22 protein-coding genes and 1 pseudogene are annotated in these 23,245 nt (G+C 60.6%); 2 read left to right on the top strand and 21 right to left on the bottom strand.

What is annotated here, in order from left to right; genetic code table 11:
* Positions 1–80: 80 nt before the first annotated feature.
* The 13 genes from CFB41_RS18410 to CFB41_RS18350 form a co-directional block, all read right to left on the bottom strand.
* Positions 81–1,928: a PriCT-2 domain-containing protein gene (locus CFB41_RS18410; RefSeq protein WP_089457409.1), complete on the bottom strand. Its 1,848-nt coding sequence runs from the start codon at positions 1,926–1,928 to the stop codon at positions 81–83.
* Positions 1,925–3,637 carry a type IV secretory system conjugative DNA transfer family protein gene (locus tag CFB41_RS18405; RefSeq protein ID WP_089457408.1) on the bottom strand — a complete coding sequence of 571 codons (1,713 nt, stop codon included), beginning with the start codon at positions 3,635–3,637 and terminating at the stop codon, positions 1,925–1,927. The genes CFB41_RS18410 and CFB41_RS18405 overlap by 4 nt, the downstream gene beginning before the upstream one ends.
* Positions 3,634–4,008, bottom strand: coding sequence for a hypothetical protein (locus CFB41_RS18400; protein WP_175240713.1), 375 nt, complete (start codon positions 4,006–4,008; stop codon positions 3,634–3,636). The genes CFB41_RS18405 and CFB41_RS18400 overlap by 4 nt, the downstream gene beginning before the upstream one ends.
* On the bottom strand, positions 4,001–5,152 hold the full coding sequence (virB11, locus tag CFB41_RS18395; protein ID WP_089457407.1) for a P-type DNA transfer ATPase VirB11: 1,152 nt from the start codon (positions 5,150–5,152) through the stop codon (positions 4,001–4,003). Before virB11 ends, CFB41_RS18400 begins: the two co-directional genes overlap by 8 nt.
* Positions 5,149–6,372 carry a type IV secretion system protein VirB10 gene (gene virB10, locus CFB41_RS18390; RefSeq protein ID WP_089457406.1) on the bottom strand — a complete coding sequence of 408 codons (1,224 nt, stop codon included), beginning with the start codon at positions 6,370–6,372 and terminating at the stop codon, positions 5,149–5,151. Before virB10 ends, virB11 begins: the two co-directional genes overlap by 4 nt.
* Positions 6,365–7,189: a TrbG/VirB9 family P-type conjugative transfer protein gene (locus CFB41_RS18385; RefSeq protein ID WP_089457405.1), complete on the bottom strand. Its 825-nt coding sequence runs from the start codon at positions 7,187–7,189 to the stop codon at positions 6,365–6,367. Before CFB41_RS18385 ends, virB10 begins: the two co-directional genes overlap by 8 nt.
* Entirely contained in the window at positions 7,186–7,890 is a 705-nt protein-coding gene (locus CFB41_RS18380) for a virB8 family protein (RefSeq protein ID WP_089458913.1), read from the bottom strand. The genes CFB41_RS18385 and CFB41_RS18380 overlap by 4 nt, the downstream gene beginning before the upstream one ends.
* A 181-nt stretch (positions 7,891–8,071) precedes the next feature.
* Positions 8,072–8,782, bottom strand: coding sequence for a P-type DNA transfer protein VirB5 (gene virB5 / locus CFB41_RS18375; RefSeq protein ID WP_089457404.1), 711 nt, complete (start codon positions 8,780–8,782; stop codon positions 8,072–8,074).
* A gap of 15 nt (positions 8,783–8,797) precedes the next feature.
* Positions 8,798–9,949 (bottom strand): type IV secretion system protein, encoded by a 1,152-nt coding sequence (locus CFB41_RS18370; RefSeq protein WP_089457403.1) that lies wholly within the window; start codon positions 9,947–9,949, stop codon positions 8,798–8,800.
* On the bottom strand, positions 9,946–12,426 hold the full coding sequence (locus CFB41_RS18365) for a VirB4 family type IV secretion/conjugal transfer ATPase (protein ID WP_089457402.1): 2,481 nt from the start codon (positions 12,424–12,426) through the stop codon (positions 9,946–9,948). Before CFB41_RS18365 ends, CFB41_RS18370 begins: the two co-directional genes overlap by 4 nt.
* Before the next feature lies 1 nt (position 12,427).
* Positions 12,428–12,748 carry a type IV secretion system protein VirB3 gene (locus CFB41_RS18360; RefSeq protein WP_175813272.1) on the bottom strand — a complete coding sequence of 107 codons (321 nt, stop codon included), beginning with the start codon at positions 12,746–12,748 and terminating at the stop codon, positions 12,428–12,430.
* 19 nt (positions 12,749–12,767) lie between these two features.
* On the bottom strand, positions 12,768–13,121 hold the full coding sequence (locus CFB41_RS18355) for a TrbC/VirB2 family protein (RefSeq protein WP_089457400.1): 354 nt from the start codon (positions 13,119–13,121) through the stop codon (positions 12,768–12,770).
* Between the two features lie 24 nt (positions 13,122–13,145).
* Positions 13,146–13,793, bottom strand: coding sequence for a lytic transglycosylase domain-containing protein (locus tag CFB41_RS18350; protein WP_083417661.1), 648 nt, complete (start codon positions 13,791–13,793; stop codon positions 13,146–13,148).
* A gap of 911 nt (positions 13,794–14,704) precedes the next feature.
* Between CFB41_RS18350 and CFB41_RS18345 the strand changes: the two genes are divergently transcribed.
* Both CFB41_RS18345 and CFB41_RS18340 read left to right on the top strand, forming a co-directional pair.
* Positions 14,705–14,956, top strand: coding sequence for a type II toxin-antitoxin system Phd/YefM family antitoxin (locus CFB41_RS18345; RefSeq protein ID WP_089457399.1), 252 nt, complete (start codon positions 14,705–14,707; stop codon positions 14,954–14,956).
* A 38-nt stretch (positions 14,957–14,994) separates the two neighbouring features.
* A pseudogene (locus CFB41_RS18340) lies at positions 14,995–15,367 on the top strand (PIN domain-containing protein).
* Positions 15,368–15,433: 66 nt separating this feature from the next.
* Here the strand turns inward: CFB41_RS18340 and CFB41_RS18335 are convergent.
* From CFB41_RS18335 to CFB41_RS18300, 8 genes are read right to left on the bottom strand one after another with little or no spacing between them, the layout of a single operon-like run.
* Complete coding sequence (locus CFB41_RS18335) at positions 15,434–16,468, bottom strand: porin (protein ID WP_089457398.1); 1,035 nt, start codon at positions 16,466–16,468, stop codon at positions 15,434–15,436.
* Between the two features lie 52 nt (positions 16,469–16,520).
* Positions 16,521–17,066, bottom strand: a complete 546-nt coding sequence (locus tag CFB41_RS18330; protein WP_071333369.1) for an amino acid synthesis family protein — start codon at positions 17,064–17,066, stop codon at positions 16,521–16,523.
* The gene (locus CFB41_RS18325) at positions 17,063–18,478 is read right to left on the bottom strand and encodes an amidase family protein (protein ID WP_089457397.1); all 1,416 of its coding nucleotides are present in this window, start codon (positions 18,476–18,478) and stop codon (positions 17,063–17,065) included. Before CFB41_RS18325 ends, CFB41_RS18330 begins: the two co-directional genes overlap by 4 nt.
* Before the next feature lie 52 nt (positions 18,479–18,530).
* Positions 18,531–19,709 carry an ABC transporter substrate-binding protein gene (locus CFB41_RS18320; protein ID WP_089457396.1) on the bottom strand — a complete coding sequence of 393 codons (1,179 nt, stop codon included), beginning with the start codon at positions 19,707–19,709 and terminating at the stop codon, positions 18,531–18,533.
* Positions 19,706–20,461, bottom strand: a complete 756-nt coding sequence (locus CFB41_RS18315; protein ID WP_089457395.1) for an ABC transporter ATP-binding protein — start codon at positions 20,459–20,461, stop codon at positions 19,706–19,708. The genes CFB41_RS18320 and CFB41_RS18315 overlap by 4 nt, the downstream gene beginning before the upstream one ends.
* Positions 20,448–21,182, bottom strand: a complete 735-nt coding sequence (locus CFB41_RS18310) for an ABC transporter ATP-binding protein (RefSeq protein WP_071333373.1) — start codon at positions 21,180–21,182, stop codon at positions 20,448–20,450. Before CFB41_RS18310 ends, CFB41_RS18315 begins: the two co-directional genes overlap by 14 nt.
* The gene (locus CFB41_RS18305) at positions 21,182–22,255 is read right to left on the bottom strand and encodes a branched-chain amino acid ABC transporter permease (RefSeq protein WP_089457394.1); all 1,074 of its coding nucleotides are present in this window, start codon (positions 22,253–22,255) and stop codon (positions 21,182–21,184) included. Before CFB41_RS18305 ends, CFB41_RS18310 begins: the two co-directional genes overlap by 1 nt.
* A gap of 4 nt (positions 22,256–22,259) precedes the next feature.
* Entirely contained in the window at positions 22,260–23,135 is an 876-nt protein-coding gene (locus CFB41_RS18300; RefSeq protein ID WP_089457393.1) for a branched-chain amino acid ABC transporter permease, read from the bottom strand.
* Positions 23,136–23,245: the final 110 nt, after the last annotated feature.

Raw genomic sequence — 23,245 nt, 5'->3', positions numbered from 1 at the left:
GTACCTCACCGGTTTTGCGTCGCGCAATGCTGCGCTGCGCGGCGTCACCATACATATTGATATTGCGGACGACCGCATCGCTACCGCTGCGGGTCATCGACGTCCCCACGCCCGTCCACTCGTGACCTTGCTTGCGCGAGCGCGGCCGCACGCGCGGCTTTCACGCGAGCCCATGACGCTGCATGCAGCGCATCGAGCTTCGCGTCCATGCCATCGAATCCCATTTCCCGCGCAGATTTTTTCAGCGACGCAACCGCCCGCTCTAGCTGATCGCGGGCCCGGTCCCACGGGTACAGCTTCGCGCGCTCACCTTCGTAGACAATCTGTACGTCCGCGCCATTTAGGCGATGGTGCTCATCCATCCACCGCAACCGGTCCGACACGAATGTCATCTTTCCCTTCGCATGAAACACCACGCTGCGTGGTGCCACCTCTTGAACAAGGTAATGCTCGGTATTGAATACCTCCCCGCGATAGGGGCCTCCGTTTTCTCGTGGTGTGGACATCCTCAGCGCAGCCCCAAAACGCCGCTCGGCCGCCAACTTGACGTCAGTGGGCACGGCGTCGAGCCCGTATATGAGTTCGCCTGCCGCATGACGTGGCCCACGGTTCGAATGCTGCCCCTCGCCCGTGGTTTCGGTAATTGAGCTCGCCGCCGGTTCGTGAGTGAATGCCTGTTTCCCTTCCTCCGGGGTACCGGATGGCCGTGTCGACGCGCGATCGCTACCTGAGCTGTCGACCTCGGCGTGCCGGCGCACGTCGTCCGCCGCCGTACCGTTGCCCGCCTTCCTCGATCCCATATCTCCGTCTCCCGTCAAGTTAAACGCCATACCCTCGGTTCGCGCTCGGCTCGCCTTGGCCTCAGTCGACGCAGGCGCTGGCGTATCGAGTACCGCACGCCGCAACAGCTCGCCGACCGCGTCCTTTCCGTCGAGCACCGCCATATCGTTAAAGTCGGTCGGCAACTGATTGGCAATACGCGCCCCTGATGCGAACCGAGGAGCGACCAGTCGTGCATGCGCATCGCGCGCCGCGTGCTCCGCATGCGCATATCCAGCACCAAGATCGGCCAGAATCACAAGCTCATCCTTCGGGTGCTGCGCGCGCCATACCGTTGCCACTTTGGGCAAATTTCCGCTCGACAAAGCCGCAAGCGTGTACCACCCTGTCGCCTGCCATGCCGATACGGCAGTCGCCACGCCCTCGGCAATCAGAACCGGCAAGCACGCCCCGCGTCGATACTGTTCGGGCATAACCGACCACCAGCCCCCCGCCTTCGCACCGCCTGCCAGTGACGATTTACGCCCTTCGCAATCGATCAGTTCGAGTGTCGAGATCTGATGACCGATACGAACAGGCACGATCAACACACGTCCCAAGAGAGCGGCGTCATTGGATTTCGGGGCGTAGCCGAGCAGCACGTGCAACTCTTCTGCCTCAAGCTCGCGCAGGGTAGGCAACGGCGCAATCTGCTTGCGCGTCAGATAAGGATGATCGGGCGCCACGGGCCGTGCCCAATGCCAGATACTCAGCGCCTCACGGGCGACGGCGGTGCGGCGCGCCTGGCGCTTACGCTCGAGCGGGGCTTCGGCGCCCACAATGAGTGCACGCGCCGGCGCGGACCGAGCTGCGACATCGCCAACGGCGCGCGAGCCGGCCAGATCGAACCCATGCTCGCGGGCCAGCCAAAAAAGCGATGCAAGCGTGATCGCCCCACTTTCGCTCGCCGAGCGCCATGTCGCACGCGCCGAGCGTGCATCGTAATTTGGCGCCGTCTGGCTCCATGCATCCCACAGATCAAAACCTGCCTCGCCAAGCCCCTGCTTCACGGCGAACGCCATGTCGACCCATGTCGTATAGTCGTCGGCCGGAATCGTTGCCAAAGCCGCGCGCACGCGATCGGCCTCACTGATATATGCAACGCTCATTGAACACCACCGCTTGCCCGCGCAGCAGGACTCCGGTCGCGCTTTCGCGAGCCCGCCTCAGCATCGGTCATGCCATCTTCGTCACGCGCCAACCGACGTCCGGCGCGCGCTACGTCATCTGCCGGCACCCCCAGCAGCGTGAAATGCCGATCCACATATGCAGCGGCCTCCTCGCAACTGATATCGTCCAAAGCCTGCGGCAGGTCGCGCTGATCCCAGGCGTGTACAAGTTCCAGATAGTCCGGTCGCACATGCGCCAGCTCGCCTGTCTGATCATCGACTTCGTCATCGCTCAGTTCGCGCAGTCGCTGCTCAATTTGTGCACCAAATCGCACGAGATCGAGCGCGGCCACCGTAGGCGCGGCCATCAACCGTGAAGTGAACGCACGATCGCGCCAGTAGCAGATCCGGTCCGCCAAAATCGGCCTGGTATTTTCGAGAAGAATGATTTCCTTGTCGCGATCGAGCTCCTTGATCTCTTGCGGCAGCATCAGCGCACGACGTTGATCGGAAAAGCTCTCGCTCGCACCGCTGCGCGCACCGAACATGCCATTCGATCGGCTCGTCGTGCGCGATCGCTCCGTGCGCGTACCGAGCATCTCGGAGTAAGCATTGGCGTCCTTCTGTTCGCGCGGGGCGAAGAGGATCTGCATCGCGTGATTCGTGACAATGGTCCGCGCGTCAGCTCGGCCATAAACAGATTCGAGCTGGGAGTCGGACTGCACGATCGAGAGCAGGCGCAGGTTGTAGCCCGCCATATAGGCCACCGCACGCGCGATAATCTGGATTTTTCCGATCGCCGTCATCTCGTCAAGCAGCAGCAGGCATTGATATTTCAATGCCGGATTGTCCTCTGCCAACTCTTTGGTGTTCAGATTCACGAGCTGGGAGAACATCAGATTCATCAGTATCGCCGCCTCACTTAAGTGATCGGGCGTCACGCCAAGATATACGGACATCTTGCGGCGTCTGACGTCTCGAAGATCAAAGTCGTTCGCGCTCGTCGCCGCGTCAACAATCGGGTTGGCCCAGATCGTCAGTGGCGCATTAAAAGTCGCCAGAATGCTCGCCAGGACCTTGTCGTCATTCGCGAGGAACCGATTCAGTGCATCAATACAGGCTCGGCTCAAGTACTGTCGATGCTGTATAAGCATCCGATTCAAGTATGTTTTGACCGGCAGACCATTTCCCGATGATTGCCGCAGTACCTCGCCCATTGTGATCGGGTAGTCGGGCACCCCGCTCGTGCCAGCACGACGGGCCTCACGCCAATCGCACAGCAGCAGGACCAGTCCCAACAGAAGGTTGCGTGCCTGGTCCTTCCAGAATTCGTCATGCCCGCCGGCCGGATACAACACGTGACCGATCGCCAGAATGTCGCCGACGCGAAACATGCCGTCTGCAATTACCGACAACGGGTTGTAGCGGTGCGTGCGGCCATCCTCTGCGAACGGATTGAACAGGTACACAGCGTGTCCGTGCGCACGCCGAAAGCCCGCCGTGAGGCGAAAATTTTCCTGTTTGATATCGAGCACGACCACGGAATCGGAATAGCTCAGCAGATTCGGAATCACAATCCCCACGCCCTTTCCTGAACGAGCGGGCGCGGCAAGTAGTACGAATTGCTGACCGGCAAAGCGCAGATAGCGGCCACCCCAACGGCCCACCACCAGCGTCGGTTGAGAATTCGCGGGTGCAATCTGTCTCATAACAGCCCCGCTCGACGAATCTCCGCCTCGTTCGCGAAGCGCGCGTCGCCATACAAGGGTCTGCGGCTCGCTTGTTCCAGCCACGCATACACGGCAAGCGCAGGGCCGCCGAAGGCGACGAGCAACCCCATGAGGCCCGCACCGACCACACGTCGCCCCATATTCGGAAGACGGCCGTCGTACCATGCCTCTAACGCATCAAGCCATGTTGACCAGCCTGCGAGGATGGGGTTGCGGTGCATGCTTGCATACAGCACACATGAGGCCAACCATTCGGCTGCGGCCAATCCGGCGTATATCGCGATCGTGATGGCAAGCGTGAGAACCGTCACACGCCACGCTTGAGTAAGCGTCTCAGACACGTCATGCATCGCAGCACCTTTCGGCCTGGTTAAATTCGACGGCGGCCTTCTCGCGCGGGTCGAACCAGACTTCGGTCATCGCCCAGCGTTTGCCGACCTGGACACCGTGCGAGTCCAATACGGGCTGCGCCTCCATGTGCGCGATCACGTCGATGGTCAAGCGCAGCACGCGCTTGAGCGAAGCAATGTCCCAGGCGGCTGCCTCGGGATGCTCCTTTGCCATGAGCGCAAACCGCTCGATGGCAATGCCCGCACTGGACGCATGAAAACTCGTCATGGAGCCGGCGTGCCCCGTGGTCAAAAGCTTCAGGAAGTCGTACGCTTCCGCCCCTCGGAGCTCGGCAAGCAACACCCGGTCGGGACGCATGCGCATGGCGCAGGCAATCAAATCTGCAGGCGTTACGCGTGCGCGCCCCTGCGAGCCTTTGCTATAGAGCAGATGGACGCAGTTTTCGAGATGCCGAATGAACAGCTCGCGTACGTCTTCGATCGTCACGATGCGCTCGCTTGCGCTCAGGTATCGGCACAAGCTGCGCATGAAGCTCGTCTTGCCGGATCCCGTGCTGCCGACAATGACAATATTGCGGCGTGCTCGCACGGCGCTTTCGAAGAAGGCGGCAAAATCACGCGCTTCGAGCCGCTCGACGAGCATCCGATCGACACCGCGCAACGCCAAGCCGGTCTTACCGAGACCGTCAACGTGTCGCCAAACCGTGTCCTCGAACATGCCGTCGGCGCGATGGCACTCAAGCGTCTTTTCATCCGCGCTTGGGCGCCTGATTGTGACTGATACCGTGCGCGACGGCACCACGGGCGGCACCACGAGTTGGAGGCGCGCGTTGTCTGGTAACAGCGCGGAAAGCAGCGGATGCTCGGACGAGACGCCCTGATTCGTCAATGTGGCAATCGCCACGGCGAACGCCATTAGTCGTTCGAAATCGAGTTCCGGTAAATCATGTGCCTGCCACCCCCGATGGGTTTCGGTCAAAATACGCTGCGGTCGGTTGATCACGAGCTCCGTTACTGCCTCGTCGGCGAGTAACGGTGCGAATGAACGCATCAGCTCCGTCACCGATGCATCATCGGGCAACACCGGCATCGCATCGGCTACGCGATCGGTTTGCGGCTGAAGTGTTGCCTCGAACGCCTTCATCGCACACCCTCCGGCTCCAGTGCATAGACCGAGCTGAAATCCAGATCGCGAGCCAGAACGATCGTGAACTCGGTACCCTGATGTTGCCTGAGAGTCGGGGCAATATTGATGGTCTGATCGAGTACGCGCGTGGCCATGTCGTTGCCTTGCGCCTGTGTGTTCTGGTAGACAATCGTGCCGTTGCCATTGCCGCCGCGCGTGGCCAGATAACCGATTGCGTCCTGACTCAGTCCGAGCATCATGGCCGCGCCCACGCGCGCGCCCCAGTGATTATCGATCGATCCATCCATACCCATGCGGCCCAGCGCGTCGGCTACTGGCGAATCGATCTGTACGGTGACACCGTGCGGTGTAGCAATCCGTGCTGACAGAATAAATACACGTCGTTGTCCAGGCGAAAGATTCGCGCGATATTCGCAATTGATTTGCGAGCCGCGCTCGATGAGCACCACGTGCCCGTCGTCGGAATAGACGTTACGTGCGACCGTGCAAGTCGATATACCTGCTTGGGTGGAATCGAAAGCGGTGTCGCCCGAGCAATCAATCTTGGTGCCCTGAGCGAGTAGCAAACTGCGGTTGCCGATAAACGCTGCCATCACCTTCGGCACGCGCGTCGGCGTGAGCGCGTGAGACAGCGGCTGTGAGAAGGATTTCGCCCCCTCATCGACCATACCGGCAGTCGCATTTGGCGGCTGCTGATCCGCGTGCACGGGCAAAATACTGGGGGCAGCTGACTCACTCTCGCTCGCGTCTGCCATTTGCCCATTGCTGGTCCCCACCGCGAGCAACGGCGCGTCGTAGTAGCTTCGTATCGGTGCAGCACGATCACTGGACGGCGCAGCCTGTACCGCAGCCGGTGTTAGCGTCGGTGTCGGCATTACAGCGGCCGACGCAGACTCGGCAAGTGCCGGCGCCTCGTCGAACACCTTTTCGTGTTCGCCTCGCGCATGAAGCGCACTGCGGCGCGCACGCGCAGCATCATCTCGGTGAGCAAGCACACCATGAACCGTCCAGACTGCGCCTAGTAGCGCAAGTACGATGATCGCGAGCGGTACCAGCCAGTTGATGAACGATCGTCGCCCGAGCCCATCCAGGCTGGGCATGCCGCGATCGAGCATGACAGACGGGTCGGATCCCGTACCTGTATCCATCTCTGCATGGCTGTCGCGACGGATCCCGTCGTCTACAGATGAGCCGTTGGGTGAAGTGTCGTCAGTCATGTTCGCGACTCCGCAGCGTACGGCGTACGCCGTCGACCGTCACCCCGTGCTGCGGCGCGACTCCATCAATGTCGAATGCGTCGTTCCACAAACCAACCGCCTCATCGCCCAGACGCAACACAAGTCGGCGGGCAAGCTCATGGACGACCACCACGTCGCGGTCCATGTGCTTGTCCACTACGCGTTCGGTGCCATCGTCCTCGACTCGGAAGATCGCGGGTATACGACGATTGTTGGGGATTCGAATGTACGTAAAGCGACCGTCATCCCATACTGCGGACGGTGCGATATCCTCGGCATGCGGCATGATCTGCATCGAGTACGCGGCGTTACGCACGACGGACGGCTGAGACAGCCGTTGCTTCAGGCACGCAAAGCGCGTGGCAATAGACGCATCCGACGCAGCGGTGTCTGGGTACACGAAACTTACCCGGTACATCTCATGCGCGTTGCCAAAGCGTGCTTTCAGGGGCAGAACGAGAAGATCAAAGCTGTAGCTGCGCCGATCGGTCCGAACAATGAGATTCGTGTCATGAGCGGCGAGTTTCGGCTTCAGATAAACGTCATGGTCTCCCCGATTGGCTACCACATACCAGCCGTCGCGGTCCCCTGGCGCAACCACAAGAATGTGCTCGGTCGGATCGAGCGCGACGTGGGTGGCAAAGCCGCGCTGCGCGATAATGCGCACGACTTCGTCCGGCACATAACGCACTTTGCGCACCCTGGCATCGCGCGTCCAGCCCGGCATGACGTGCGCGTCGACCGCTTGCGTCGCAAAGCACGCCAACAGGATCGCCACGGTTGCGAGCGCATTCATTGGCCAGTTCCTGCACCGGGATGCAGAGCCGGTGGCGTATCCTCCGCATCTCGGCTGTACGCCGTCACCTTGAAGCCAAATGGATTCTCGATGGCCGAACGCTCCCGCACCAGCACAGTGGGACGGTAGGTAAAGGCGAGCGTAATCACAAAGCGCTTTGCCGGCTCACCGGTATCGATGCCGTTCTTGCGCACCGTGCGCTCGAGATGCACGACGGCATGTCCCGGCTCGTCGGGCACGAGCGTCGTCGATACTATTCGGGTACGGTATTGTATTGATGCGCCCAGTTGCTGATCCAACGCATTCGGACCGCTGTAGATTTGACGATATGCGCGCGCCACAGAATCGTCGCTCATCTCCAGGACACGGTCGTAATCCATTTGCAGCAGTCCCCAGTCGTAGCGCTCGCGAGTGCGCACATAGACTTCGACCCAGTGCTTGTCTTCGATCTCACGCAGTGGTACGTGTTTTGCGTCGACCACCTCGATGAGTTGTGCCTCGCCGGTGAGCTTGTTCACCTCGATAGGCAACGGCACCACGCGATAAAACGGCATCATCACGGCAAGCGCCGCTACAGAACCGATCGCGACAATAACGGCGGCAAACGCCACTTTCCATGCGCGACGCTCGGAGCATGCCTGCAACGCGGTGAGCGACGCTTCAAAATCAAGCGCGCGCCGGTAATCGCTTTGGTCGTTCACGGACAAGCTCCATCCACCGACACGCTCGCCCCCGGTGACACCGGCGGTTGCTGATTGACCGGTACCCGGTGAGCCCCATCGGGTAGCGCAAGCCTGGACGGCACACCGTTGCACCCGGACATCGACATGCTCAACTCGATAAGCACGCATATCATCCAGCGTCGCGTCATCGCAGTTCTCCTTATCGGCCAAATGTGACCGGCGCCATCTGATCCTGGAGTCGACGTGTGTTGCCCGCTCGCTTCAGGAGCAGTTCAGTCTGCTGTTCGGCAATCAAGCGATCCTCGGTTTCCGCGAGCATCTTGAACATCTGCAACTTCGTCATTTCGTTGCCGACTGCCACGCTCTCCGACTGGATTCGTGCTTGCAGTTCCGCGATACCCTTCGGGTCCCGTGTCGTATCGATGTGCTGCATCAGACGCTCAATCCTGCCGAGTTCGGCAAGCTCGGTCTGATATGCCTGCAGGCCAAGTGCCTTATCCTGAAATGGCTTGTTTAACGCGCGCTGACAAACTCGCTGATCGATGCCACGCTGGTCTTCACAGTCGTAGAGCTTGCTTTGTGCGCGTAGCGCCTGAGCCGGACCAGTCAGCCCGGCATACCCGCCCTCGCGAATCGCGGCATACACGCTCTGCCAATTGCCCGGTAGCGCATTGACCACTCCCGGTCGATCCAGCAACGCACCAAAGCCGCGCGCGCCACTCATGGAGCGGTACAACGCCATCTCCTGCTGCACTTGTTGTTTGAGCTGCTCAACCATCGCAATCGCCTGGGCGACGTTCTTCTCGTCATAGACCGAATAGATTTCCGCATTTGCCGGCTCAATAAAAGACGCCACACCCGCAACAACGGCGCTCATCAGCACGGTATGCGTGAATAGGTATCGCTTCATGGCTTCGTCTCCTGTTCAGTCGTGCGCACGGTCAAGCTGCTCGCGTGCAGCCCGTTGATAGGCGGGAGAATGCGGCGAGACGGTGCTCGCGAATCCGCCTGGCCTCGATATTCGACCGCCGGAAGATGCGCTTCGGTTTGCACCGCGCAGTGCGAAGGCCATCGCACCGGCGGCCTGTCTGGATGCGTAGCCGGCGACAAACGCTCCAAAACCCGAGACAGTCGCACCGCCCGCAAGCCCCGAAGCCACGGCCGGCAACTGCCACCCAATCATCGCCAGCAGCACGGACGTAACAAACATGCCGAAAGCTGCCGCCCACGGGGCGCTTGCTTGAAGTGCTTGACGGGCTGCAGCGGCCAGCGCATCGGCAGAAGCGTCCGGATCAGCAGTCGTCACTTGAAACGGTGCGAGGTTGGCCGAGAACGCCGCGAGCGCGAGACCGAGAAAAGCCGCAACCAACACCTGCAACAGCGCATAGTTCACAAGCTTGGCAGTCCACGCTTCGAAAAATCTAACAGTAGGACTAAATGCTCCACATGTAATGAATATGGGACCCAGCGCGAGTACTAGGTCGAGCAGCATGCGCGCCATCATCACTTCGACGCCGAGCACCATCAGGAAGATTGCGCCACCGAAGGCCGCAACCAGACCACAAGCGAGGTCGCCGATACCTGCGACGATGCCGCTCATGCTCAGACCTTCATGGGTCGCCTTGTCGAAATAGGCGTCGACCACGAGGTTAAGCTGCCGGTCATAGCAATCGAGCGTCCGGTAAATTCCCGCGGCATGTTCGCTTGCCTCGCTCGCTTGTTCAACCGACCCGCATCCAACATTTCCCGCGCCGGTATGAACGGCTGCTGCCTGAATTGCCTGGGCGGCGCCAGTCGTCGCCTCGCTCACGGAGGTGACGACCTGGGACTGATACAGACCCGCACTTAGCGCGAATGCGAGCGTGATGACGACTTTCATACCTCGCCAGGCAAATGCCGGCACCGGCTCGTGTGCCTCTCCGCGAATCACCGCCATGCCATACGCGAGAATCCAGATCACCGCTCCCGTGGTAGCCACGGGTACTAACGCGGACGACAACGCAGACGATGCATCGCTCACGTACGTGTGCATTCCATTTTCGAGCGAACCGCCCACCGCGCTGAAGAGGCCATTCATAGAACACTACCTTGCACGTGTGTAGCGGTGCTCGACAATGAGGTTTGAAACGCACTCGTCTGGCGCCGGCGAGCAGTCACGGCATCATGAAAGCGCGGCAACCACACATCGGGGTCGTCCCCGACCTTGGCCCGGATCGCATTGAGCAACGCAACGTTGTCTGACGTGCCCGACAGGACATCGAGCACGTCATCCAATCCCGAGAGATCGAGTCGCCCGATTGCCGAACGATGACCCTGCTTGACCAAGAACAACCGGCTATGCTCGCCCATGCGTCTCACAATGTTGAATTCGGCTTCGGTCAGCTTGAAACCGTGGACATAATCATCGTGGTCCGCGCTCGGGTTGGGCAGGAAGAAAAACGTAGCCGTCTGCTCCACGAGCGCACGCGAGATCGGACTGCTCAGCACGTCCGCAGGCGACTGGGTGTCGAAGATACCCAGTCCGTTTTGCTTGCGAATGGTCTTTTGCTTGTCGTTGGCAAACTCGCTGAACACCGGATCGCGCAGGCGCTTCCAGAATTCGGTCATCACATAGATGAAACGCCGCCCATCGATCAGGCGTTCGGTCAGATGCAGCAGCACCATCGTCAGTGGCGCACATACCTCCGGATCGTCGAGCAGTTCTGTGTCGTCAAAGCCGAACAATTGGTGCGCATGTAGATCAATCAGGTCAACCGGGTTATCAAGCACCCACCCGAGGCGCCCGCCGGCGCACCATTTGGCAAGCCGCGCATGAAGGCTGTTATCTCCAACGTTTGGCAAGAGTTGCCTGACCATGGACAATCGACGCAGCGATCGATCCATGCGCGCGACCTCCCGGATCGCGCGAGAAATATCGAGCTCATCCTTCGCGGACAGCGGTACTCCGTTGTCGACCAGCTTGCACACAAGACGTATCCAAAAGCTGTGTGTCGCCTCGTCCGCCTCCAGTTGGAACGGGTTCATTCCGGTGGGTGCGCCACGGTGAAATACCGTGTACTGACCACCCATGGCGCGAATCCCGATCTCCGCTCCTCGGTCTTTGTCGAAGAGCACGCCCATCACACCGTACTTCATGGCCATCGCGAGCAGGAACAGTTCAAGCACCGTCTTGCCTGCACCTGCTCGGCCGATGATCTGCGTGTTGGCAAGCGCCTTCTCGTCGTTTGAGTCGACTTTCTCGGGCGTTGCGTGAAAATTGAGATAGAGCGGTTGCCCGCTGGGCGTTTTGACAATCGTGATAGCTTCGCCCCACGGATTGCCCTCTCGCTTTCCAGTCGCGAAATTATGCAAACTGGCCATCGCGCAAAAGTTGCGTGACGTGAGCTTCGCCTCTCGCGGTCGGTATCGCCAGTTGCCGGGGCACTGCGCGAACCACGCAGCATCGGCGACCAGATCAATGAGCGCACTCTGAAAGCCGGCGTCTGCAAGCTTCGTTCGTGCTTGAGCGACATGCCGCACTACCTCGTTCAGGGTATCTCCCAGCACAGCCAACGTGTAGTGGTACTCGCCCAAAACGAAATCGCCATTGACGAGATCATTCGCGGCTTGATCCATTGCCTCGATCTGCGAGACTGCAACGTCATCTCCCGCAATCAGTTGGTTGCGCTGGCGCTCGAGTGCCTCCTTGGCACTGGGACGGTCGAGCACGGTAAAGCTTTGCGTTTCGATGTACTCGAAGTCGCCGTAGAGCAGTCCATTGAGCATGCCTGGCTCGGTTTGCTCAGGATAGTCCTTCAGGTCGATCAATGCCGCATAGCGGGTGCGCGTAGGTGTGCGGATCTCGAGCTTCTCACGGTGGAAGAACAGGCGTGAGGTTGGTAAAGTGTCGCAAATTCGACCGGATCCAACTGGTACCGCCTCCCACGTTCCGTTCACCAGGTAGCCAAGCATCTCGAGCGCGGCGGAGTAGCGACCGAGCCGCTTGGTCAATGGATCGCAGCGTTCATACACACTGAGCGCACGCGGTGACCACGGCTTGAGACCAGACTCGATCTGCGCGGCGATATCGGACAACGCACGTAATGCTTCTTGCTGATCGCGCTGAATATCGTCAAGTGCACGGCGTGCCGCACGGCTGAACAGCCGCCCCAATCGCGTCCGGTGGGGGCGATATACGACGCTCACGTAGAGCTCGTTGGTCATCATCGTGTAACCGGCAAAGCTCGCGTAGTAGCGCTCAGCCAAGTCCTGACAGAACTGGTTGGCATAGGTCGTCTCGAACCTGTCCGTAGTACGCCGCCGCAGCCGATGCGTCCATAGCGCGACGTGGCCACCCGGCAAATTGCGCACCAACTGGTTGAAGGTGACATGACGCGCGAGAATATCGGCAGGATCGACCGTCTCGAATGCAATCCCGGGGACCTTCCAGATTTGTATATAGTCACCCTCGCGCGTGCGAATCACGCGGTCCGTGACATGCGACGAAAATGGGATGAAATCTGCGAGCACCACTTCGCGCGGTACGAGGGTTGCATGTGCCGACGGTGTGCTCATGTCACCCTCGCGCCTTAAACCGCATCGGCGCATAGGCATGCGCGCCCCAGAAGCGCCGGTTGCGCTGGCGCAGTCTCATTTTCACGCGTAGCATGCGCTGTGCAAGACGTTGGTCGTCCTGGCGCGCAATCATGCGCATCGTCGCGAATACGGGAATGATCAACAATACGATTGCAACACCCAAAGGCGCGCTCGCCATCAATACCCAGATAGCCGGGATCAGCATGCCGCCACTGACCATCAACAGCGGGACAAGTGGAACGCCCCATAGCATCGCTGGCCGCGTGCAGCCTTTGAATACGGGATCGGAGAGTGTGTCCACAATCATCTCCGTGTTCATGTTAGGCCGTCGGAATCAACATGCCAGCAATGACCGTTGCGCAGCCAACGAAAAGGCCGCCGATGAAAACATGCGCGATATCGCCAAACCGGGCGTGCTGGAACATCATCTTGAAGCCGGCCCAGATGATGGAAATTGAACACACCACCCCGCCCACACCGAGCAACGTGTTCTGAATAGTGATCAGCAAGGTATTGACCTGACTGAGTTGCGCAGAAGCCGTGGGGGCCACCACGACAAGCACGCTGAGCACGGCGATGCGGCGCCAATTTAATGAGATCCACGCAATACGCGCTTTTCTCAAACTCACATCGCTCACATCCATTAGTTGTACTGATCTCATAACGCACTCCATCCGGCCGAGTTCCACCTGCCTTGCTCAGAAGATCACGGCACTGTTTTCAGTTCCACCGTCATTTGGGCTTCGCGCTGCGTCGCCGGTCGGGGGCGAGGGCGAAGGAGCCACGGGTGTCGAGCGCCCGCGGCTCTCAGCCCGCGATCCAGTCACACGGTCGGGAATCACTGGAATCGGCTTTACCGATGACGACAGCGCAGGGACGATAGTGTCGTCCGACGCCGCGGCCTCCACGATCCGCCGTACATACCCGACGCGAAATCCGGTTACGAAATTCCCGCTCGCATAGCACGACAGCGCAGCGCGCAACGCCTCTTGGGGATGGACATGAATGACGCGAGCGCGCATGAAGCACGCCCGAAGAATCGCCGCACCAGCGCTCAGGTTCCGACAGACGTCGAAGACGGACCTCGCGGTCAATCCGTAATGAGACCAGTTTTCGCGATTGATTTGCGTGAGGCCGGCGCTGTAGTTCCATCCTGCCGCTTGCAATGCCTGGACCGTGGCGATCGCTTCGTCCTCGTGCCGAGGCTGTTTCACCAAACGGCCGTGGACGACACCGATAGCATAGGGATTGAATCCCGATTCGATCCGTACAATGGCCGCCAATGTCTGGGGGGCGACGGCAGGCGCACACTGCTGAGCCATCGCCACGAAGTCCTGAGTGGTCATCGCCCATCTCCGCTCGCGCAGCCCGCGCTGATATTATCGGATCGACATATCATCAATACGGACGGCCCTGCCATCCGCATGGCAGTCGCACCCTCGGCTCGGCCGCGAAGCGATATCAGGTCCACATTGTCGTTCACGCGCATGATCTGCCCCTCGCCGTCGGCCCCGCGCAAACGATGGCGGGAACACGAGGGTATTCAAGCAGCCGATAAGCACTGACCCAAACCCGTCTTGTCGACGGGTTCTTCCCGTCGGGTTGGCTCTGGGAACACTGATTAAAAGCGGGCCCGGCTCTACTATTGTGCCGTCCCAGCCGGTGGGGCGCATGTGCGCGTGCCAGTTGAACCGTGTCAGTGGCCCACCCCGGTTTGCGGTGCCGCTCGATGTCCGCTCACACCGCTTCAAGAGAGCTGAAGGTCGATTCAGTTTGCGTGACGTACTGCATCGCCGACCGGCTCGTCGCGTCGCCCACAGACACCAGCGCAGCGTGAGCCCGTGCCCGGTCCTCGCACTACCAGCGCTCGCTGCCTGGGCCAACCTGCGGACTTTCAGGGACAGCAGCATTGCCACAATTAAAGCCGCAATGTCCGGCTGAAATCGACTTTCATGTCACCATGAAATGACTACGTGGTATGTCCGTTGCCCCCCAGGTCCAAATGCCCGATGCGCTCGAGCATTCCGAATGCCGGGGTAACACGCGTCGACCCGCCCTCGACCGGTAACGCGCGCTCCGTGATCGCGAGACCACACGAACCGACGGCGCCCGTTCGCGAACACGAACCTTCCGCCGGCTAGAGAGACCGTTGGGCTGAAAATCTGGCACGTACTGAGGGCCGCAACTCACCCTGCCGTCGAGCCGTGAAAATACGTATAGCACGCATAATACGTATTCACTGTGTCAGGAGGCTGTCATGCCCACCATCACCGCCACCGATCTGGCGCGCCACACTCGCCAGATCCTCGACCAAGTTGCCCGCCAAGGCGAGACCATCGTGGTCAAATGCAACCAGACCGTGATCGCGCGCCTGGTGCCCGCCGAGCCCGCGATGAACGCCGCCCAGGCGCTCGCCGGTCTGCCGATGATCGGTGCCGAAGACACGGCCCGTTGGCTACGCGACAGCCGCACTGGCTTCGAAGACGGAGTGCGTGACTCGTGGGCATGATCATCGACAGCTGCGTGTGGGTCGGGCTCGCCGGCGGAATGGTCGGGCCGCGTACGGTGATCGATGTGGCCAGCGATGCGCCGGTGCTTATCTCGACGATCTCGCTCGGCGAACCGGCGTTCGGCGTGCAGTCCTGCGCGGATGCGGCCGAGCGCGCGCCGCGCCGCGCACCTCCGCCAGCTCCAGCGCCGCCCTGTGCTGGACATCACGCGCCACACCGCGGCCAAGTTCGGCGTGCTGGCCGCCGCCGCCAAGCAAACTGGCCGCTCGCCGCGGCCCCGCTACAACGACCTGTGGATTGCCGCGCTGGCGATTGAGCACGGCTACGCACTGATGACGCTGAACGTGGCGGATTTTGCGGACCTGCCGGGACTGAGCGTGATAGTCCCAACGAGCGCCGGCACCAGTTGAATGGGATCACCAAACCAGCCATAGGCACCGACATCCGTTTCGACTAGACGTGCTTGCATAAGCAAATCAAAACCGCATCCGCACCCCGGCTCCGACGCCATTTCCCGATGAGGCATGCGTAATCGTGTCATAGCGCCACGCCGCGTAGATGTCTGTGCGCTTCGACAGTGGGTAGTCGTAGCCCAGCGCGAACGTCGACCACCGGATGCCGGAACCGGTGACAGGACGCCGACGGGTGCCCGCCCACGACAGCAGCATACTGCCCATACCGAATCGCGCGCTTGCTCCCACCTGCACGGTGTCGTCGGTCACGTTGCTATTGTTGCCCACCCGCTCGTACTGGACCATGAGCTTCGTTGCGTGGATCCGATAGGCACCGCCGACAAGCCATGCCGTTTGTGCCGTCGCACCATTCAGAAAAAGCGAAGCTGTGTGCAGACTTTGCACCGCAGCCGTTGCCGAAAACGGGCCGGCGAAGTACAGCACGTTAGCACTATAGTTCGCCTGCCCAGTGTGGCCGGCCACACCCGCATTGCTATAGAGCAGGCTTCCAGAGAGCCCTCCGACCTCCGGTGTCTGATACAAGACCGAACTGTCGATTGCCGTATCGCTTTGCACGGAAGCCGCCCCCATGGCCGAGCCTAGGTATCCGTGGGAGATCATCGGCGAGAACGCGAACGAGTTACCGAACGGATTGAAGAGCAACGTGGAGACGAACAGGGGTGCCGTATTGCGCCCGAGCGTCACTTCCCCAAAGCCTCCGCTCAGTCCGACAAAGGCATTGCGGCCGAAGAATGACTGACCATTGAATGAACCGAGCTGACCGGCGTTGACTCTAAAAAAGCTCTCCAGCGTGAATACCGCTTTCATGCCCTGGCCAAGATCCTCCGATCCCGACACGCCCCAAAATGACGTCGTCATCCCGCCAGAGCCAACCTGCCAGGCACTGCCGGCAGCGCCTGGCGCATGCGTTTCGCCAACAAATGCGTCGATCAACCCGTAAAGCGATACCGAAGACTGTGCGTGGACGACTCCCGTGGCGCCCCACATCCCAACCGAAACGGCGCAAGCGCGCGCCATGCCCCAAACCAACTTCTGCATAGGTTCTCCTCCTCGTTGTTCGTATCGATCGCGCGCAACCGGGGCGACGCGTCTACGCGGGCACGACGCGCGCAAGCGGCCGACCGTGCTCGGCCAATGCGACGGCCACCACGAGTTCATCCGGCGCAGGAGAATCCGGCAAAATCAGCGACGCGGTATCGAAGTGGTCGAAGTTCCACATGTCAACCGCGCCATGCAGCGGAATGTCCAGGCACGCACCTGCGGTGCCGCGCTTCGTGACTGACGGAATGAGCGAGGTAGTCCCCGGTAAACAGGCGCGTATCGCCTTACCCATTCGTGGATGTAACAGTGCGGCCGCACACTCGAGCGGCACCGCCGTGCCCACCAAGGCAGCCTTGCCGTACACTTGAATGGCGGAGCGTTGCACACCCAGTGCGCATCGGGCGTGTTCGGTCAGCGACGTCCCCAGCTCCGCACCGAGCTCGTATAGAAACTCGAGCGGATCGTCTGTTCGCCAGTTCTGCCGCGACAGGACCGCAGCCGCAATGGCCTGGCGGTGCGCTGGATAGATCGCGGTGCCCAACTCGGCACGCCGATCAACCAGATGCACCACGATCTTTGCGATTTGAACGCTCACGGGGTTACCTCCGTGGCCACTGCGTGCTCGCCCTGCAACAGGGGCGCCGTGGGAAACGCGCCGCGTGCCGACTCGTAGGCGCGTGCAGCGCGCAGCACGAGCGCATCCGCGTGCAGGCGCCCAACGATCTGCACTCCCGTTGGCAAACCACCGGGCAGGCCGCACGGTATGCTGGCGGCAGGCAGCCCGGTCTGGTTGCACCACGATGTCTGCTGAGGTGCCGTGAGCAATGTCTTCGGCAACCCGGGCACCGGCAATGGGCCGCAGTGAAACACCGGTGTCACGAGCAAGTCGTAGCGCTCGAAGAACGCGGCCATCTCGACACCCAGCAGATGACGTGCACGCAGTGCACCGGCAAGTTCTGGCGCGGTGACTTGCAGACCGGACTGCACAAGGACCTGTACGTCCGAGTCGAGCTGCGCGCGTTGCGTCTCGCTCATCGCGCATGCACGTTGCGCAAAGAACACCGACCACTGAATCGCGTGCATATGACTGTCCAGATAATTGGCCAGCGGCTTCACATCGACTTGCTCGACGTGCGCACCCAAGGCCGCGAATACGTCCGCGGCCTGAGCGACACTTGCAGCGACCATGGGGTCAACCGTCACGCCCGCAATGCCAGGGCAATACGCCACGCGCAACCCAGCGACGCCATCCTCCAGTCCAATGCGATAGTCCACCGGGCGATCTGACTCTGACCGAAAAGGATCGTGCGCTCCCGACGCAACGCTGAGCATCAACGCGGCGTCACGCACATTGCGTGCGATTGGTCCGAGCGTGGACAGTCGCGTCCAGGAGCCGGCTACACCGGTCGGCACGAGATCGAACGTGGGCTTAAAGCCTACGACGCCACTCCAGCACGCCGGCACACGAATCGACCCACCGCCGTCGGTGGCCAGCGACAAAGGACCCATACCGAGCGCGACCGCAACCGACGAGCCCCCGCTGCTGCCACCCGGCGTCACGCGCCGATCCCAAGGATTGCGGGTAATGCCGGTGAGCGGGGAGTCGGTCACAATCTTGTTGCCGTATTCCGATGTCGTCGTTTTTCCGAACAACAATGCACCGGCGCGGCGCAGGCGCGAAACCGCAGGCGCATCGCTACGTTGCAGTGTGTCCGGGCTCGTCAATGAGCCATACCGCGTCGGAAAACCTTGTACATCGATGAGATCCTTGACTGATACCGGCACGCCATCGAGCAAACCAAGCGGCTCGCCACGCATCCAGCGCTGCTCCGATTCGCGCGCCGCCTGCAGCGCCACATCTGCATGGAAGCCGCACATGCAATTCACGAGCGAATCGAACTGCTGGACGCGCTCCAGCACTGCCTCCATATACTCACGTGGCGACAGTGCGTGGCGTCGATACTCGACAAGCAACGTCTCGGCACTCATCATGGATATATCATTCATATCGCACTCCTTATTGATAGAGATAAAGTAATGACGGGATGTTGTGACCGCTTTATCCCTGACAGGCTGGCAAAATCGGCCCGACCGAATCCAAAAGCGCAAAGCTGTTATCCGCCTGCGCCTGAGCGATGCGCGTCGTGCATGTGACGTGATCGCCTGCCCGGTTCACGCCCGTCTTACCGCGCGGCAAATTCAGCGAAATACCCGACAACGCCGTCTTGACACGCATGACCTCGACGCTGCCAGCGTCCTGTGCGGCCTGCGCAAAGAGCCGAATACCCGCGTACGTGCATTCCCCGTGAGGCAGCATCACCGCATAGGGGCCTAATCGCGGCGCACGGGTGTCGGCCACACGCGCGGTGTAGCGCGCAAGAAAGCGATGATTTTCAGCGCTATCAATGCTCATGAAGTACGACGACACCCCGATGGTGCTCGTTGATGCGCCCGCAGTTGCAATCGATAGCGATTCGTGCGCGATATCCGTGACCAACTGCGGCCTCATCGCAAACGACCGATACTGTTTGACAAACGTGACCGGATCATCACCGATGCTGTGCCATACGAGTTGCGGCTGCTGTGCCGCAATCCGTTGAAGCACGGCACCGTAATCGCGCGTGCCGAACGGCAACCAGTACACGTTCAACAAGCGGCCACCGTGACGAGATACGGCCGCCTCCAGCGCAGGCACCAGCACCTTGCGGTTGCTACCGACGTCCGAGACCACCGCGCTGACGCTTTTTGCACCACCACGCATGAGCCACGTAATGAGTGGTTCGACCCGCTGAGCAACGCTCAGACCGGTACTTAACAACAGCGGATCACAGCGGCCCTCGTCGAAATTCGGATAGACGACAAGACGCGCGGACGTCTTAGCGGCCTGCAGCGCCGCCTCGCGTTCAGACGGCAGCACCATGCCTGTGAGCATCGCCACTTCGTCACGCATCAATAGCTGCCTGGCCTTCTCGAGCGTCACTGCCGTCGACATCTGCGTATCTTCGACGGCTAGTTCGAGTGGCCGCCCGAGCAGCCCGCCGGCTGCGTTGATTTCTTCAATGGCGAGCATCGCACAGTGTCGATTGGTCTCGCCAACCCGGGTAAGTGGGCCGCTCAACGGCGCAAGCAATCCGATCTTGATCGGCGCCGCCGCTCGGACAAGGTTCGGACAAGCGGCGGCGCTCAACGCCCCAAGCGCGCCCCAAAAAGCAGATCGTGAAAAGTCGCGTCGATTCATGTAGGTTCTCTTTCAACGAATGCTGCTTGCGAATCAGCGGTTCGTTCAGCAGCAGGTGACAAGAATTGGGCCAACGGGTGAGCGCTGTCCGTGCCGCGTTGCGGTTCGATTTTTCCCGCATGGGCGAGCTGCCCGTTCTTGAGCACAATGCATCGCTGCGCGCAGCGCAAGACGAGGTCAAGATTCTGTTCGACAAGCAGCACCGCCAACTTCGAACGACGGCACAGCACCGGGATCACATCGCCGATCAGCTCGACAAGATTGGGTTGCACGCCGTCAGAAGGCTCGTCCAGCAACAACAGTTTCGGTCGACCACACAATGCACGCGCGATAGCCAGTACCTGTTGCTCGCCGCCCGACAACGTTCCGCCATGTTGCGAGAGCCGCGTTTTCAATACCGGGAAATACTCGAACACCTCCTCCAGAATCTCGGCGTCGCCCGCCGCCGCGGTTCCCATCATGAGGTTCTCGCGCACCGTGAGCTTCGGAAAAATCCATCGCCCCTGCGGCACCAAGCCGATGCCCAGTCGAGCGATTTCATGCGAGCGCATGCCGTTGATGACGTGCTCGCCAAAGCGAACCTCGCCGCTTACGTGCGGCAAAAAGCCCATGATCGCCTTCACAAGCGTCGTTTTTCCCGCTCCATTGCATCCGAGCACCCCCACCACTTCGTTGGGCTGAACGGCAAGCGTGATCTGGTGCAAGACAGCGATGTCGCCGTATCCGGCCGACAGATTTTCAATGTGCAGCATGACTTGCCCCCTGCCCCAGATAAATGCGTCGGACTTCCTCGTCCTTCGCAATGTCGTCGTAGCGCCCTTGGCGAACGATTTGCCCCCGGTGCATAACCCACGTCTCGCAATTGAGCGACTGCACGAAACGCAGGTCATGTTCGATGGCAAGTACCGCACACTGCTCACGCAGGCGGTGGATGAGGTGCACAAGCCGCTGAGCATCAGTGGCAGATAAACCCGCAGCAGGCTCGTCGAGCAGCAATAAGGCGGGGCGACACATCATCGCCATGCCGATTTCCAACCACTGGCGCTCGCCGTGTGGCAGATGCATCGCCAGCATGTCGGCTTGCGCGGCAAGTCCGATTTGCTCGAGAACGCCATCGAGATCGCGCATCGAAAATGCCTGTCGAGTCGACACACCGAGCGCGGCCACTTCGAGGTTCTCGCGTACGCTCATCATCTGGAAAACATTTGTTCCCTGGAATTTCCGTACGACGCCACGCCGGCAGTATTGATACATCGGTCGGCCGGTCATTCGCTCGCCTGCGAGATACAGCTCGCCAGCCCCAGGCACAATCGCGCCCGACATCAGCCCGACCAGCGTGCTTTTTCCAGCGCCGTTCGGGCCGATGACGCAAAGCAAGTCTCGGGCGCCAATTTCTACGTCAACGCCCGCAATCGCGTTAATGCCGCCGAATGCACGGTACAGTCCGACACCTTTGATGATCGGCGCGTTCATCACGACCCTCCTTCGACGCGCTGCGCACAAGAGCGCGGCATGCGTTTGAGCGATATTCCAGTGAATTGATGCAGTCCCTTGAGCATGCCCCCAAGACGCACACCGTTCGGCAGGCAAAGCACGCACGCGAGAAAAACTGCACCGAGAATAAGCGGCCACCACTGTGTGCTCAGACTGGACGCACCATGCTTGAGTAGCGTCAGGCCGACAGCAGCGAGCACGGGACCGCCCAGCGAGCCACGTCCGCCTATGGCAACCCAGAGGATGACTTCGGTGGCCAATACCGGTGAAAACACATCGGGCGCAACAACGCCGGCGGTTGCTGCCATCAAGCAACCCGCCACCGCGGCCAACACCGCCGAGGCCATGAACATCAACAGAAGATGCCAGGACGTGTGATATCCGCACGCCAGCGCGCGCCATTCATTCGTCGAGATCGCCGCGAGCACCTTCCCGTATCGGCTGCGACAAAGCAGCCACACCGCACCCAGAAGCGCAACGAGGATTGTCGCGACGGCGTACCAGGACGCGACCGGGCCGCTCAAATCGAGTGTGTGCCCCGCAAGCTGGAAGGACAGCCCGGGAATACCGAGCAAGCCAGTGTCTCCGCCTGTCACCGACTGCCAGCTAGTTGCAAGCTGCTGCGCGATAATCAACACTGCCATACTGAGAATGGCAAAGAAATGCAGCCTCACCCCTGCATACAGCAAGAAGTAACCGAGAACGGCCGCTGCGACGGCAGCACAGGCAAGGCCAGCGAGAAATCCGACGAACGGCGTCTGCCCAAACTGGACAGTAGTCACGGCGAAGCCGTATGCTCCAATGCCGAAGAAGGTCGTGTGGCCCAGCGTCAGAACACCGGCACGCCCCCACAGCAAGTCATAACTGAGCGCCAATATCGCCAGTACGAGTGCATCGCGTATCACGGTAAGCTGATACGCCCCAACGACAATAGGCAGAATCGCGCCGGCCACAACCATCGCAAAACCGGTCATAACCGGAGACACATCGCTGCGGCTCAAGGCGGGCTGTGACAACCAGGTCCGCGCACGAGAAAAATGACGGTCGAACATTGCCTTACCCCTTTCCGAGAAGCTGATGCGCCGCACTAAAGCCGGGGAGCAGACCCTGCGGCCGGAAACGAATCAGGACAATGGATACAATCAGGACAATCGCCGACGCGAGCGACGGATCGACGCGATAGCTGAGCAAGGTCTCGATCGTGCCGACAAAAGCGCTGCCGAGTATGCTTCCGGCCACCGAGCCGATCCCACCCAGCACGATCACGAAAAACGCCTTGGCAAGATAGGACACTCCGAGATGGGACTCCACCGACACCATCGGCGCCACCAGAACACCGGCGAGCGAAGCGAGTGCGGCGCCCCCACAAAAGGCCACCCGATTCAGCCTTCTGGTATTGATACCGACGGCCTCAGCCATCGCCGGATGTTGAATGACTGCACGCAGCTTCGTACCAAAACGCGTGCGGGTGAACAGCACCCAGCATCCAGCGGTAACAGCCAGTGCCACACCGATCACGAAAATCCGATAGGCAGGATAGCTGCCGCCCAGCACGTCAACGGTTGCGTTGAACGGCGCATAGACCAGCATCGGCTGAGTGCCGAAGACGAGCTCGATCGCCTTCTGAACGATCAGGCTGACCGCATAGGTCGCCAGTAGCGTATCCAGTGGACGGGCATAGAGCAGTCGGATGACGAAGCGCTCAAGACACCAACCGAGCCCCGCGCCGACAATCGGCGCGGCGAGCAGCGCAGCCCAGAACGCGTGTTGACCTCCCACGGACTGCGCCACCGCCAACGTGTACGCCCCCATCGTCACCCACTCGGCATGCGCGAGGTTCACGATATCCATCAGGCCGAACACGATCGCAAGGCCCAATGCCACAAGCGTAAGCACGCTAACGTAACTAAGAATGTTTAAGATCGTCGCCATTACTCCAAATCCTGTATTCAATGACCGCCTAACCCACCCAGCCCTCGCTAGACATGTGACAGCGAAGCCCACCAAGACGACACAGAGATGATGCATGTCGCCACCAGAAC

Origin of the sequence: Burkholderia sp. AU33803 (genome assembly GCF_002223095.1) — a bacterium.
Classification (GTDB): domain Bacteria; phylum Pseudomonadota; class Gammaproteobacteria; order Burkholderiales; family Burkholderiaceae; genus Burkholderia.
Note: the sequence above shows the minus strand (reverse complement) of the source record. Positions and strands in the feature narration are given on the sequence as shown.

What these genes read in the sequence shown, in the direction of transcription:
- CFB41_RS18410 (WP_089457409.1), bottom strand. Translation starts at nt 1,928, where the DNA reads ATGAGCGTTGCATATATCAGTGAGGCCGATCGCGTGCGCGCGGCTTTG.
- CFB41_RS18405 (WP_089457408.1), bottom strand. Translation starts at nt 3,637, where the DNA reads ATGAGACAGATTGCACCCGCGAATTCTCAACCGACGCTGGTGGTGGGC.
- CFB41_RS18400 (WP_175240713.1), bottom strand. Translation starts at nt 4,008, where the DNA reads ATGCATGACGTGTCTGAGACGCTTACTCAAGCGTGGCGTGTGACGGTT.
- virB11 (WP_089457407.1), bottom strand. Translation starts at nt 5,152, where the DNA reads ATGAAGGCGTTCGAGGCAACACTTCAGCCGCAAACCGATCGCGTAGCC.
- virB10 (WP_089457406.1), bottom strand. Translation starts at nt 6,372, where the DNA reads ATGACTGACGACACTTCACCCAACGGCTCATCTGTAGACGACGGGATC.
- CFB41_RS18385 (WP_089457405.1), bottom strand. Translation starts at nt 7,189, where the DNA reads ATGAATGCGCTCGCAACCGTGGCGATCCTGTTGGCGTGCTTTGCGACG.
- virB5 (WP_089457404.1), bottom strand. Translation starts at nt 8,782, where the DNA reads ATGAAGCGATACCTATTCACGCATACCGTGCTGATGAGCGCCGTTGTT.
- CFB41_RS18370 (WP_089457403.1), bottom strand. Translation starts at nt 9,949, where the DNA reads ATGAATGGCCTCTTCAGCGCGGTGGGCGGTTCGCTCGAAAATGGAATG.
- CFB41_RS18365 (WP_089457402.1), bottom strand. Translation starts at nt 12,426, where the DNA reads ATGAGCACACCGTCGGCACATGCAACCCTCGTACCGCGCGAAGTGGTG.
- CFB41_RS18355 (WP_089457400.1), bottom strand. Translation starts at nt 13,121, where the DNA reads ATGGAGTGCGTTATGAGATCAGTACAACTAATGGATGTGAGCGATGTG.
- CFB41_RS18350 (WP_083417661.1), bottom strand. Translation starts at nt 13,793, where the DNA reads ATGACCACTCAGGACTTCGTGGCGATGGCTCAGCAGTGTGCGCCTGCC.
- CFB41_RS18345 (WP_089457399.1), top strand. Translation starts at nt 14,705, where the DNA reads ATGCCCACCATCACCGCCACCGATCTGGCGCGCCACACTCGCCAGATC.
- CFB41_RS18335 (WP_089457398.1), bottom strand. Translation starts at nt 16,468, where the DNA reads ATGCAGAAGTTGGTTTGGGGCATGGCGCGCGCTTGCGCCGTTTCGGTT.
- CFB41_RS18325 (WP_089457397.1), bottom strand. Translation starts at nt 18,478, where the DNA reads ATGAATGATATATCCATGATGAGTGCCGAGACGTTGCTTGTCGAGTAT.
- CFB41_RS18320 (WP_089457396.1), bottom strand. Translation starts at nt 19,709, where the DNA reads ATGAATCGACGCGACTTTTCACGATCTGCTTTTTGGGGCGCGCTTGGG.
- CFB41_RS18315 (WP_089457395.1), bottom strand. Translation starts at nt 20,461, where the DNA reads ATGCTGCACATTGAAAATCTGTCGGCCGGATACGGCGACATCGCTGTC.
- CFB41_RS18310 (WP_071333373.1), bottom strand. Translation starts at nt 21,182, where the DNA reads ATGAACGCGCCGATCATCAAAGGTGTCGGACTGTACCGTGCATTCGGC.
- CFB41_RS18305 (WP_089457394.1), bottom strand. Translation starts at nt 22,255, where the DNA reads ATGTTCGACCGTCATTTTTCTCGTGCGCGGACCTGGTTGTCACAGCCC.
- CFB41_RS18300 (WP_089457393.1), bottom strand. Translation starts at nt 23,135, where the DNA reads ATGGCGACGATCTTAAACATTCTTAGTTACGTTAGCGTGCTTACGCTT.